10 protein-coding genes are annotated in these 12,696 nt (G+C 71.3%); all 10 read left to right on the top strand.

The window, feature by feature from the left end; translation table 11 throughout:
- The 10 genes from HCC78_RS08445 to hslU all read left to right on the top strand — a co-directional run bounded on the left by HCC78_RS08445 (position 1) and on the right by hslU (position 12,651).
- Complete coding sequence (locus tag HCC78_RS08445) at positions 1–510, top strand: 6,7-dimethyl-8-ribityllumazine synthase (RefSeq protein WP_172328320.1); 510 nt, start codon at positions 1–3, stop codon at positions 508–510.
- Positions 507–977 carry a transcription antitermination factor NusB gene (gene nusB, locus HCC78_RS08440; protein ID WP_172328319.1) on the top strand — a complete coding sequence of 157 codons (471 nt, stop codon included), beginning with the start codon at positions 507–509 and terminating at the stop codon, positions 975–977. The genes HCC78_RS08445 and nusB overlap by 4 nt, the downstream gene beginning before the upstream one ends.
- Before the next feature lie 77 nt (positions 978–1,054).
- Positions 1,055–1,546 carry a tRNA (adenosine(37)-N6)-threonylcarbamoyltransferase complex ATPase subunit type 1 TsaE gene (gene tsaE, locus HCC78_RS08435; RefSeq protein WP_172328318.1) on the top strand — a complete coding sequence of 164 codons (492 nt, stop codon included), beginning with the start codon at positions 1,055–1,057 and terminating at the stop codon, positions 1,544–1,546.
- Positions 1,536–2,552: an aminoglycoside phosphotransferase family protein gene (locus tag HCC78_RS08430; RefSeq protein ID WP_172328317.1), complete on the top strand. Its 1,017-nt coding sequence runs from the start codon at positions 1,536–1,538 to the stop codon at positions 2,550–2,552. The genes tsaE and HCC78_RS08430 overlap by 11 nt, the downstream gene beginning before the upstream one ends.
- The gene (locus tag HCC78_RS08425) at positions 2,528–3,217 is read left to right on the top strand and encodes a nucleotidyltransferase family protein (protein ID WP_172328316.1); all 690 of its coding nucleotides are present in this window, start codon (positions 2,528–2,530) and stop codon (positions 3,215–3,217) included. Before HCC78_RS08430 ends, HCC78_RS08425 begins: the two co-directional genes overlap by 25 nt.
- Positions 3,210–6,152 (top strand): double-strand break repair protein AddB, encoded by a 2,943-nt coding sequence (addB, locus tag HCC78_RS08420; protein WP_172328315.1) that lies wholly within the window; start codon positions 3,210–3,212, stop codon positions 6,150–6,152. The genes HCC78_RS08425 and addB overlap by 8 nt, the downstream gene beginning before the upstream one ends.
- Complete coding sequence (addA, locus tag HCC78_RS08415) at positions 6,149–9,538, top strand: double-strand break repair helicase AddA (protein ID WP_172328314.1); 3,390 nt, start codon at positions 6,149–6,151, stop codon at positions 9,536–9,538. Before addB ends, addA begins: the two co-directional genes overlap by 4 nt.
- Before the next feature lie 61 nt (positions 9,539–9,599).
- Positions 9,600–9,920 (top strand): thioredoxin, encoded by a 321-nt coding sequence (gene trxA / locus HCC78_RS08410; protein ID WP_172328313.1) that lies wholly within the window; start codon positions 9,600–9,602, stop codon positions 9,918–9,920.
- A 4-nt stretch (positions 9,921–9,924) separates the two neighbouring features.
- A complete protein-coding gene (gene hslV / locus HCC78_RS08405; protein WP_172328312.1) occupies positions 9,925–10,479 on the top strand; it encodes an ATP-dependent protease subunit HslV in 555 nt (184 codons plus the stop codon).
- Between the two features lie 858 nt (positions 10,480–11,337).
- The gene (gene hslU / locus HCC78_RS08400; protein ID WP_172328311.1) at positions 11,338–12,651 is read left to right on the top strand and encodes an ATP-dependent protease ATPase subunit HslU; all 1,314 of its coding nucleotides are present in this window, start codon (positions 11,338–11,340) and stop codon (positions 12,649–12,651) included.
- Positions 12,652–12,696: the final 45 nt, after the last annotated feature.

Raw genomic sequence — 12,696 nt, 5'->3', positions numbered from 1 at the left:
ATGGCGTCGATTTCGCATTACATCATGCCGCGCCCGGAATTCTCCGAGCCGGTCAAGGTGCTGATCGTGGTCTCCCCCTACTACAAGGAGATCTCCGAGGACCAGCTGGCCGGCGCCCGTGCCGAGCTTGACGCGGCAGGCGCGGAGCACGAGACCGTGGAGGTCCCCGGCGCGCTTGAGATCCCGACCGCGATCGGCTTCGCCTACCGCCAGGCCGATTTCGACGGCTTCGTGGCGCTCGGCTGCGTGATCCGCGGCGAGACCACCCATTACGACACCGTCTGCAACGACAGCTCGCGCGCGATCCAGCTTCTGGGTCTGGACGGCGCCTGCATCGGCAACGGCATCCTGACGGTCGAGAACACCGAGCAGGCCGTCGTGCGCGCCGATCCCGCGGGCCAGAACAAGGGCGGCGGCGCCGCCGCGGCCGCGCTGCACCTGATCGCGCTGAAGCGCCAGTTCAAGCCCGCGCCGAAAGGCATCGGCTTCAAGACCGGGGCGGACGCATGAGCGGGCTTTCCGGCAACCAGAAGCGCGCCCTGCGCTCGGCCGCGCGGTTCTTCGCCGTGCAGGCTCTGTTCCAGATGGAGCAGTCCGACGCGCCGATCGGCCAGATCATCACGGAATTCGCGGATCACCGCTTCGGCGAGGAATTCGAGGACTATTCCATGCAGGAGGCCGATCTGAAGGTCTTCCGCACGCTGGTCAACGGCGCCGTCGACAACCAGGGCTCGGTCGACAAGATGACCGACCGCGCGCTGGTGGCGAAATGGCCGATCGACCGGATCGACCCGACCCTGCGCGCGCTGTTCCGCGTCGCGGGCGCCGAACTGATCGTCGCCGACACCCCGCCGCGCGTGGTGATCGTCGAATACGTGCAGATCGCCCAGGCCTTCTTCCCAGACGGGAAGGAATCGCGCTTCGTCAATGCCGTGCTCGACCACATGGCGCGCGAGGCCAAGCCCGAGGCGTTCTGAGCCCGCCCGCTCCGGCGCGCCCCGCGCGCGCCGATCTGGCCCTTGAGCCCGGTCCCTCCGCCGCCCATAGTCGCGCCATGCCGAGCCTCCGCCTCCGACTTTCCACGCCGGGCGATACCGAAGCCCTCGCCCGCCGCCTTGCGCCCCTCTTGGGCGCGGGCGACGTGCTGGCGCTGTCCGGGCCGATCGGCGCCGGCAAGAGCGTCTTCGCCCGGGCGCTGGTCAAGCACCTGCTGGCCGCCGAAGGGCTGGACGAGGACGTGCCGTCGCCGACCTTCACCCTGGTGCAGAGCTACCAGGCGGGCGCGCTGGAAATCTGGCATTGCGACCTCTACCGGCTGACCCATGCCGACGAGGTGCTGGAGCTCGGCCTCGACGCCGCCTTCGACGAGGCGCTGTGCCTCGTGGAATGGCCCGACCGGCTGGGCGACGACCTGCCCGCTTCGGCCCTGTCGCTGGAGCTGGCGCCCGACGCCTCGGGCGACGCCCGCAGCCTGACCCTGGCCTGGAGCGACCCGCGATGGGACGCCAGGTTGAGTTTCCTTTCCGGGAGCCCCGATGCTGACTGATCCCTTCCGCGATTTCCTCGGCGCCGCCGGCTGGGGCGATGCCGCCTGCCGCAGCCTGGCCGGTGATGCCTCGAACCGGCGCTATTCGCGCGTCACGGCCCCGGACGGCACCACCGCCGTGCTGATGGACGCCCCGCCCGAGCGCGGCGAGGACGTGCGGCCCTTCCTGGCCATCGCGCGCCACCTGACCGGCCTGGGCCTCTCGGCTCCCGCGATCCTGGCAGAGGACGAGGCGCGCGGGCTCCTGCTGATCGAGGATCTGGGCGACGACCTTTTCGCGCGGCTGGCCAAGGCCGATCCGGCCTGCGAGGAACCGCTCTATCTCGCCGCCATCGAGGTTCTGGCCGAGCTGTCCCGCCACGAGGCGCCAGAGGGGCTGATGCCCTATGACAGCACGACCATGCCGAACCTGGGCGCGCTGGCGCTCGACTGGTACGCGCATCTGGGCGACAAGGCGGCGGAACCCGCGGCCCGCGCGGCGCTGTCGGAGGCGCTGCGCGCCGCGCTCGCCCCGCATGACGGTCCCCGCGTGCTGGTGCAGCGCGACTACCATGCGGAAAACCTGCTCTGGCTGCCTGAGCGGGAAGGCGCGGCCCGGGTCGGCCTGCTGGATTTCCAGGACGCGGCGGCGGGCCATCCGGCCTATGACCTCGTCTCGCTGCTGGAGGATGCGCGGCGCGACGTGACGCCTGCCACCGTGGCGGCGGCGAAGGCGCATTACCTCGCGCTCACCGGCGTCGACCCGGCGGAATTCGACCTCGCCTATGCCGCGATGGGGGCGCAGCGCAACCTGCGCATCCTCGGCGTCTTCGCCCGGCTGTCGCTGCATTTCGGCAAGCCCGGCTATGTCGACCTGATCCCGCGGGTCTGGGACCATCTTCTGTCCGACCTCGCCCATCCCTCTCTGGCGGGCCTCCGGGACATCGCGCTGGCCGCGCTGCCCGCCCCCACCCCGGCCAAGCTGCAGGAGCTGAAGGACCGATGCGGAACCGTCCCGACTCTGTGATGCTCTTCGCGGCCGGCTTCGGCACGCGGATGCGCCCGCTGACCGACACGCGGCCGAAACCGCTGATCGAGGTGGCGGGCCGGAGCCTGCTCGACCATGCGCTGGCGCAATGCGCGATCCCTCAGATCGTCCGGCGCGCGGTCAACGCGCATTACCTGGGCGACCAGATCGAGGCAGCCGCAGCGGTCCGCAGGCTGCTGCTGTCGCGGGAGCGGGACAGGATCCTCGATACCGGCGGCGGGCTGAAGGCCGCGCTGCCGCTGCTGGGCGATCCTGAGGCAGTTTTTGCCATGAACACGGACGCGGTCTGGACCGGCCCGCTGGCCATGGCGACGCTGGCTGCCGCCTGGGACCCGGAGCGGATGGACGGCCTGCTGCTGCTCTGCCCGCCGGAGCGCGCGGTGGGCCATGCGCTGAAATCGGGCTTCGCCATGGGGGAGGACGGACAGCTGAGCTGGGCGCCGGAGCTGGCCTATACCGGCGCGCAGGTCCTCGCGACGCGCGCGGTGGCCGATTGCGCCGAGACGGTGTTCTCGGTGAAGACGGCCTGGGATGCCGCGATGGCCGCAGGGCGGCTTTTCGGCGTGATGCATCCCGGGCACTGGTGCGATGTCGGCCATCCCGGCGGCATCGCCGAAGCCGAGGCGATGCTGGCCGATGTTTGAGCCCTCCGCCGCCCCCCGCGTCTTCTCGCTGGCGCCCGGACAGGACTTCCCGGCCGCGCTGGCAGCGGGTCTGCGCCACCGTCTCGCCGGACAGCCGCCCGAGGCCATCGCCCGCGTCACCGTCTACGTGAACACGCAGCGGATGAAGCGCCGGATCGAGGACCTGTTCCACGAGACCGGCCCCGGCTTCCTGCCGAGATTGAAGCTCGTCACCGAGGCCGGACAGGGCCTCATGACGCATGACGCGCCGCCGCAATCGCCGCTGGCGCGCCAGCTGCAGCTGACCCAGCTGACCGCCGCGCTGATCGCCGCGCAGCCCGACCTGGCCCCGCCCTCCGCCGCCTTCGACCTGGCCGGCGGGCTGGCCAACCTGATGGACGAGGCGCAGGTCGAGGGCGTGCCGATCGGGGACATCCTGAACCTCGACGTCACCGACGCCTCCGGCCACTGGCAGCGGGCCATGGCCTTCCTGAAGATCGTGCTGGATCTGGGCCTGTCGGACCCGCTGGCCGATCCCGCCGCCCGCTCGCGCGCCGAGATCGAGGCGCTGGTGCGGCTGTGGGAAACCGCGCCGCCCGCGGATCCGGTGCTGGTCGCGGGTTCGACCGGCTCGCGCGGCACGACGCATCTGCTGATGCAGGCGGTGGCGCGCCTGCCGCAGGGCGGGCTGATCCTGCCGGGCTTCGACCATGACATGCCGGACGGCATCTGGCGGACCCTTACCTCGCCCGAGCGGCAGGAGGACCATCCGCAATACCGCTTCGCCCATATCCTGCGCGACCTGGAGCTGGCCCCCGCGGAGGTCGCGCCCTGGCTGCCGGGGCAAGGGGCGCCCGATCCGGCGCGCAACCGGCTGATTTCGATGGCCCTGCGCCCCGCCCCGGTCACCGATGGCTGGATGCGCGATGGGCCGTCGCTCGGCGACCTGCACGCGGCCACGCAGCACCTGACCCTGCTGGAGGCGGCCGATCCGCGCGCCGAGGCCGAGGCGATCGCGGTGGTGCTGCGCAAGGCGGCCGAGGACGGCACGCCCGCCGCGCTGATCTCGCCCGACCGGATGCTGACCCGCCGCGTCGCCGCTGCGCTCGACCGCTGGGGGATCGAGCCGGACGACAGCGCGGGCGAGCCGCTGGGCCAGACCGCTACGGGCCGCCTGATCCGCACCGTTGCCGGGCTTATGGGGCAGAAGCTGACCGCCGAGGACCTGGTAGTGATCCTCAAGAACCCGCATGTCGGCATCGGCTCGCGCCGCGGTCCGCATCTGCGCATGACCCGCGAGCTGGAGCTGCGCCTGCGCCGGAGCGGCCCGGCCTTCCCCGACCGCGCGTCGCTGGCCGATTGGGCGGCACGGTTCGAGAGCGAGGAGGCCACCGCCTGGGCTGCCTGGGTCGCCGACAGCCTCGACGGGCTGGAGCCGGTGGGCACCCGGCCGCTGGGCGAGCACCTGGCCGACCTGCGCGCCCGTGTGGAGCTTCTGGCGCGCGGCGCCTGGGCCGACAGCGGCGTGCCGATCTGGGACGGGCGCGACGGCGAGGCGGCCGAGAAGGCGCTGAACGCGCTCGCGGAGGATGCCGGCCATGGCGGCGAGCTGGACGTGGTGACCTTCAACGCGGTGCTGCGCGGGTCGATGTCCGAAGAGGTCCGCGACCCCGCCCTGCCGCATCCCGGCGTGATGATCTGGGGCACGCTGGAGGCGCGCGTGCAGGGCGCGGAACTGGTGATCCTTGCCGGGCTGAATGACGGCGTCTGGCCGGAACAGCCCGAGCCCGATCCCTGGCTGAACCGGATGATGAGGAAGGCCGCAGGCCTCCTGCTGCCGGAACGGCGGATCGGACTGGCCGCGCATGACTTCCAGCAGGCGGCCGGCGCGCCGCAGGTGGTGCTGGCCCGCGCGGTCCGCTCGGCCGAGGCCGATGCCGTGCCGTCGCGCTGGCTGAACCGGCTGACGAACCTGCTGGACGGTCTTCCCGGCCAGGGCGGGCCGCAGGCACTGGCGGCGATGCGCGCGCGCGGGGATCACTGGTGCGATCTGGCCGCGGCCCTGGACGTGCCGGAGATCACCGAACCGCCAGCCCCGCGCCCCTCGCCCGCGCCGCCGCGTGCCGCGCGGCCGCGCAGGCTCAGCGTGACGGAGGTGGAGACGCTGCTGCGCGATCCCTACCAGATCTACGCCAAGCACGTGCTGCGGCTGCGCGCCCTCGATCCGCTGCGCCACCGTCCCGAGGCAAGCCTGCGCGGCACCGTCCTGCACGAGGTGCTGGAACAGGTGGTGCCGCAGTTCCCCGGGCTCGACCGCGCCGGGCAGAAGGCGCTGCTGCTGTCCACCGGCGCCGAGGTGCTGGAGCGGATCGTGCCCTGGCCCACCGCGCGCCGCTTCTGGCTGGCGCGGCTCATGCGCATCGCCGACCATTTCATCGCCGAGGAGGAAATCCGCCGGACCCGCGGCGCGCTGATGGCGACCGAACAGGGCGGCGGACATACCCTGCCGACGACCGGGGTGGAGCTGGTGGTCAAGACCGACAGGATCGACCGCACGCCAGAGGGGGCCGTCTGGCTCTATGACTACAAGACCGGCAAGCCGCCGACCGAGAAGCAGCAGGCGCGCTACAACAAGCAGCTGCACATCACCGCCTACCTCGCCGAGGCCGGCGCCTTCGGCGAGCTCGGCCCGATGCATGTGGTCGGCGCCGAGTATATCGGCCTGGCCGCGCGTCCCGAGACCGTGCCCGCCGACCTGGAGAAGATCCCGGTGGAGCTGGTGCCGGAAAGCCTGCACCGGCTCTTCACCCGCTTCCTCGACCCGGCCACCGGCTTCACCGCGCAGGTCGCGCGCGAAAGCCAGGGCGAGTGGTCGGACTACGACCATCTCAGCCGCGGCGGCGAATGGGACCTGACCCAGCATGCCGAGACGCTGAAAGTGGGGGACCACGAATGACCGCCCCGACCGCTGCCCCCGTGAACCTGGCGACGCAGCGCCAGATCGAGGCCGCGCGACCGCATGAATCGACCTGGCTCGCCGCCAATGCCGGATCGGGCAAGACCCGCGTCCTGACCAACCGGGTGGCGCGGCTGCTGCTTTCCGGCGTCGCGCCGCAGAACATCCTCTGCCTGACCTATACCAAGGCGGCGGCGAGCGAGATGCAGAACCGGCTGTTCCAGACCTTGGGCGAATGGGCGATGCGCCCCGACGCCGAGCTGCGCGCCGATCTGGAGCGGCTGGGCGAGACCGGGCTCGACGAGGACCGCCTGCTGCGCGCCCGCCGCCTGTTTGCCCGGGCAATCGAGACGCCGGGCGGGCTGAAGATCCAGACGATCCACTCGTTCTGCGCCGCGCTGCTGCGCCGCTTCCCGCTGGAGGCCGGGGTCAGCCCGCAATTCACCGAAATCGACGAGCGCACCCAGGCGGCGATGATCGAGCGCGTGGTCGAGGAGATGGCCGACGGGCCGGAGGCGCCTCTGATCGACGCGCTGGCCTTCCAGATGGGCGGCGAGGACATTGCCGGGCTCTCGGCGCAGATCCTGCATGCCCGCGCCGATTTCGCGGATCTGCCGGACGAGGAGGCGCTGTGGGAGACCATGGGCCTGCTGCCCGGACAGACCGAGGCCGACCTCGTCGATTGCGCCTTTGCCCCGGGCGACCGGCGCCTGCTGGAAACGCTGGTGCCGGTGCTGCAGTCGAAGGGCGGCAATGACGGCAAGGCAGGGGCCGCGCTGGCCCGCCTGGCGCCGTTCGAGCCGTCGATGGGGCTGCTGAAGGCGCTGGAGGGCCCGTTCCTCTTCGGCGCCTCGGCCAAGACGCCCTTCGGGCCGAAGGTGGACAGCTTCCCGACCAAGCCGACGCGCCAGGCGCTCGGCCCGGACGTGGTGGAGGCGCTGAACGGGCTGATGTCCCGCGTCGCCGATGCCCGCACCGTGCGGCTGGCGCTGACCGCGGCGAAGCGGACGCGCGTGCTGCACCGCTATGCCGCCGCGCTGCTGCCGCGGATCGAGGCGGCGAAACAGGCGCGCGGCTGGCTAGATTTCGACGACCTGATCCTGCGGACGCGGGCGCTGCTGATGGACCCGGCGGTGGCGCAATGGGTGCTCTACAAGCTCGACGGCGGCATCGACCACATCCTCGTCGACGAGGCGCAGGACACCAGCCCCGAGCAATGGGACGTGGTGCGGCTGCTGGCGCAGGAATTCACCGCCGGCGAAGGCACGCGGGGCGAGGTGCCGCGCACGATCTTCGTGGTCGGCGACAAGAAGCAGTCGATCTATTCCTTCCAGGGCGCCGATCCGCGCGAATTCGACCGGATGCGCGGGCATTTCGGCAAGGGGCTGGAGGCGATCGGCGCCACGCTGCATTCGCGCGAGCTGGCGCATTCCTTCCGCTCCGCCAAAGCCGTTCTGGAAGCCGTCGACCGCACCTTTCCCGAAGTTTCCGGCCTCGGCGATCCGCCCGAGCATGTCGCCTTCCGCACGACCTATCCCGGCCGGGTCGATCTCTGGCCCGCGATCCTGCCCGACAAGGACAGCGGCGACGAGGAAAATGCCGATGGCTGGGACCCGGTCGACCGGCTCGATCCCGAAAGCCCGGTCGCCCAGCTGGCGCAGGCCGTGGCCAAGGAGGTCCGGCTGCTCGTCGACACGGCGCATCTGCCGGACGGAGACGGCAGCGGGCGGCGCATCCATGAAGGCGACATCCTGATCCTGTTCCGCCGCCGCGGCGACCTGTTCTTCGAGACCATGCGCGCGCTGAAGGCCGAGGGACTGGAAGTCGCGGGCGCCGACCGGATCAAGCTGGGCGAGGAACTGGCGGTGCGCGACCTGCTGGCGCTGCTGGCCTTCCTGGCGCTGCCCGAAGACGACCTGTCGCTGGCCGCCGCCTTGCGCTCGCCGATCTTCGGCTGGACCGAGGACGACCTCTTCCGCCTTGCCCATCCGCGCCCCGCAGGCAGCTATCTCTGGACCGCGCTGCGCCAGGCAGAGGCCCATCCCGACAGCTACGCGATCCTCGACGACCTGCGCCGCTTGGCGGATCTGCGCCGCCCCTATGACCTTCTCGACCGCATCCTGACACGGCATCGCGGCCGCTGCCGGCTGATCGCGCGGCTGGGCCCGGAATGCGAGGAGGCGATCGACGGGCTGCTGCAGCAGGCGCTCGACTACGAGCAGGCCGAGATCCCGTCGCTGACCGGCTTCCTCGAATGGATGGCCGCCGAGGATGTCGAGATCAAGCGCCAGGCCGAGGGCGCGGGCCGCGCGGTTCGGCTGATGACGGTGCACGGCTCGAAGGGCCTGGAGGCGCCGGTGGTGATCCTGCCCGACTGCGCCGCCTTCCACAATTCCGGGCAGGACGTGCTGCTGCCGCGCGAAGGCTCCTGGCCCGCCTGGCGGTTCTCGCGCGACGAGCTGCCGCCCGCTCTGGCCGATGCCGCGGAGGCCGTCGCCCATGCCGAGGCAGAGGAGCGCGACCGGCTGCTCTATGTCGCCATGACCCGCGCCGAGCAGTGGCTGATCGTGGCCGCGGCCGGCAAGCTCGGCAACCAGACGACCTGGCACGGCCAGGTCAGCGAGGGGCTGAAGCTGTCGGGCGCGCGCGCGCTCGACACGCCCTGCGGACAGGGGCTGCGGCTGGAAAGCGGCGCTTGGGACGTGGCCGAGCCGCGCGCCGCGGAGACGGAGGACGAGGCAAGACGCGCCGCCCTGCCGGGCTGGCTGCGCCGCAATGCGAGCGTGCCGGAAAACGCGCTGCCCACGCTGGCGCCCTCCGGACTGGGCGGGGCCAAGGCGCTGCCGGGCGAAGGCGCGGACGAGGAAACCGCCCTGCGCGTCGGGAGGCAGATCCACCTGCTGCTGGAACATCTGGCGGGACATCCGCCCGCCGGGCGGGCGGAGCTGGCGTCGCGGCTGCTGTCGCAAGGGCCGGACGCGGCGGAGGCGGCCGCGCTGGCGCCGCTGATCGACGAGGCGGCAGCCGTGCTCGATCACCCGGCACTGGCCCCGTTCTTCGCGGCCGAGACCCTGGCCGAGGTGTCGCTGTCGGCACATGTCCCGGCGCTCGGCCGCGTGCTCTACGGCACGATCGACCGGCTGCAGGTGACCGGCGATGCCGTGCTGGCGGTCGATTTCAAGACCAACCGCACCGTGCCCGCCGCCCCGGAAGAGGTGCCCGAGGGACTCCTGCGCCAGATGGGCGCCTACCAGGCGATGCTGGAGGCGGTTTACCCCGGAAAGCAGGTTTCGACCGCCCTGCTCTGGACCCGGAGCGCAAGCCTCATGCCAATGCCGCACGATCTCGTGATGGCGGCGCTGATGCGCGCGACCCCAACATCTTGATTGATGCTCTGGCCTCGCCTAGGTAGGGGGCCAGCCTGAGTTACACGCCAAGGAGGCACCCATGGCAACCGTTGCAGTCACCGACAACACTTTCGATTCCGAAGTCGTCAAGGCCGACGTCCCCGTCGTCGTCGATTTCTGGGCGGAATGGTGCGGCCCCTGCCGCCAGATCGGCCCGGCCCTCGAAGAGCTGGCCAAGGAATACGGCGACAAGGTCAAGATCGTGAAGGTCAATGTCGACGAGAACCCGGTCTCCCCGGCCAAGCTCGGCGTCCGCGGCATCCCGGCCCTGTTCCTGTTCAAGGACGGACAGGTCGTGTCGAACAAGACCGGCGCGGCCCCGAAAGCCACGCTGCAGAGCTGGATCGACAGCGCGCTCTGATCCGATGAGCGAGGACTTCCCCGGCTGGCACGGCACGACGATCATCGGCGTGCGCAAGGGGAACCAGGTCGTCGTCGCAGGCGATGGCCAGGTTTCGCTCGGCAACACGGTGATCAAAGGCACGGCCCGCAAGGTGCGCCGCCTGTCGCCCGGAGGCCATGACGTGGTCGCGGGGTTCGCGGGCTCCACGGCCGATGCCTTCACGCTGCTCGAGCGGCTGGAGGCGAAGCTCGAAGCCACGCCCGGGCAGCTCGCCCGCGCGGCTGTGGAGCTGGCCAAGGACTGGCGCACGGACAAGTACCTGCAGAAGCTGGAGGCGATGCTGATCGTCACCGACGGCAGGGATCTCTACGTAATCACCGGCGCGGGCGACGTGCTGGAGCCGGAACACGACATCGCGGCGATCGGTTCGGGCGGCATGTACGCCCTGGCCGCCGCCCGCGGCCTGATGGAGACCGATCACGATGCCGAGACGGTGGCCCGCAAGGCCATGGCGATCGCATCCGACATCTGCGTCTTCACCAACGGCAATCTCACGGTCGAGGCGATCTCCGCCTGACCTGCGGGGAGAGGGATGCCCTCTCCCCGGCCCCTCTCCCGTGAAGACTTCCAGCCGCAGCGCCCGGCAGGCGCGCCAGGCTTGCAGCGCCATCCCCCGCAGGATGCGCGTGGCCGTGCTGCCGAAGCCGTGGAGCTTGGATCCGGCGGATGCGTTCGCCGCCCCGGCCTGCCGGTCCGGGCCCGATCCGGGCCCCCGCGGCCGGAGCGCCGCGGAACTCGCCGCAATGGCTCAGACCTGATGGCCGCCCGGCATGGCAGCGGGCCTTTCCCCGTGCCTGCCTGCCGCGCACTGCTCCGGACCGCGGAATTCGGGACCGGCAGTGCCGTGCACGGTCGCGCCGCGACGGCACGGCACCATCGCACTGGCGCCGTACCTGCGCTCCGCCGGGGACAATGACCGCAGCGCTGCCGGCGTCCTCTGCACCCCTTGTCCGCAACGCTCCGGCCAATCGGGTCCGGCGTCTTGCACCTGCGCAAGCTCCACGGCCTGCCGCCGCGCCGCGCGGCACGGCGGATCACGCTCCGTGACGGCAGCCGGACCTTGTCGGCGCTCTCCTTCGATGCCGGTCCGGGCAGAACCGCCCATGGCGGGATGCTGCCGCTGGAGCAAGGTGCCCGCACCACCGAGCGCGCCGCAGGACGCTTGGGCTCCTGAGCGATCTGCCCGCGGCGCAACGTGTCCGATCCCATGCGGCACGGCATCCGCGGTCCCACCCCTTGGCGCCTGCCGGTGTCGGCCGCGCGGGAAATCCCGGCGCCGCGCTGAACCGGCGGCGCCGTGCCGGAAGCGGCCCCCGCCCCTTGGCACCGGCCGCCCTGCGGCATACATGGCCCTCCAACAGAGGAAAGAGGCCCCATGACCACGCTCACGCCCCGCGAAATCGTTTCCGAACTCGACCGCTTCATCATCGGCCAGAAAGAGGCCAAGCGGGCCGTGGCCGTGGCGCTGCGCAACCGCTGGCGGCGCAAGCAGCTCGACCCGGCAATGCGCGAGGAGGTCTATCCGAAGAACATCCTGATGATCGGCCCGACCGGCGTGGGCAAGACCGAGATCAGCCGCCGCCTGGCCAAGCTGGCGAAAGCGCCGTTCCTGAAGGTCGAAGCGACGAAGTTCACCGAGGTCGGCTATGTCGGCCGCGACGTGGAGCAGATCATCCGCGACCTCGTGGAAAGCTCCATCTCGATGACCCGCGAGCAGATGCGCGAGGACGTCAAGGCGCGGGCCCAGCAGGCGGCCGAGGACCGCGTGATCGAGGCGATCGCCGGCAAGGACGCGCGCGAGGGCACGCGCGAGCGGTTCCGCGAGAAGCTGCGCTCGGGCGAGCTGGACGGGCACGAGATCGAGCTGGAGATCTCGGACACCTCCTCGCCGTTCCCGATGATGGACATCCCCGGCCAGCCCGGCGGCATGGGGGGAATGGGCGGCATGAACCTGGGCGACATCTTCGGCAAGGCCTTCGGCGGCCGCAAGGTGACCCGCAAGATGACCGTGGCCGACAGCCACGACGTCCTGCTGAGCGAGGAAGCGGACAAGCTGCTGGACGACGAGACGGTGAACCGCGCCGCCGTCCACGCGGTGGAACAGAACGGCATCGTCTTCCTCGACGAGATCGACAAGGTCTGCGCCCGCCAGGAAGCGCGCGGCGCCGATGTCAGCCGCGAGGGCGTGCAGCGCGACCTGCTGCCGCTGATCGAGGGCACGGTGGTCAACACCAAGTACGGCGCGGTGAAGACCGACCACATCCTGTTCATCGCCTCGGGCGCCTTCCACATCGCCAAGCCCTCGGACCTGCTGCCGGAGCTCCAGGGCCGCCTGCCGATCCGGGTCGAGCTGCGCGCGCTGACCGAAGGCGACTTCACCCGCATCCTGACCGAGACCGACAACGCGCTGACCCGGCAGTATGCCGCGCTGATGGCGACCGAGGAGGTCGACGTGACCTTCACCGAAGACGGGATCGCCGCGCTGGCGCGGATCGCGGCCGAGGTGAACCGGTCAGTGGAGAATATCGGCGCGCGGCGCCTGCATACCGTGCTGGAGCGGGTCTTCGAGGAACTGAGCTTCACCGCGCCCGACCAGCCCGGTTCCGCCGTGACCGTGGACGGCGCCTTCGTCGAGGACCGCCTGGGCGAGTTGGCGGGCTCGGCCGATCTCAGCCGCTACGTGCTCTGACGCCGGTTCCGGGCGCGGCCGCTTCCCGGCGGCGGCGCCCCATTT

The organism is Mangrovicoccus sp. HB161399 (genome assembly GCF_013184745.1).
GTDB lineage: Bacteria > Pseudomonadota > Alphaproteobacteria > Rhodobacterales > Rhodobacteraceae > Mangrovicoccus.
The sequence above is the reverse complement of the archived record's forward strand: the minus strand, read 5'-3'. Positions and strand labels throughout refer to the sequence as shown.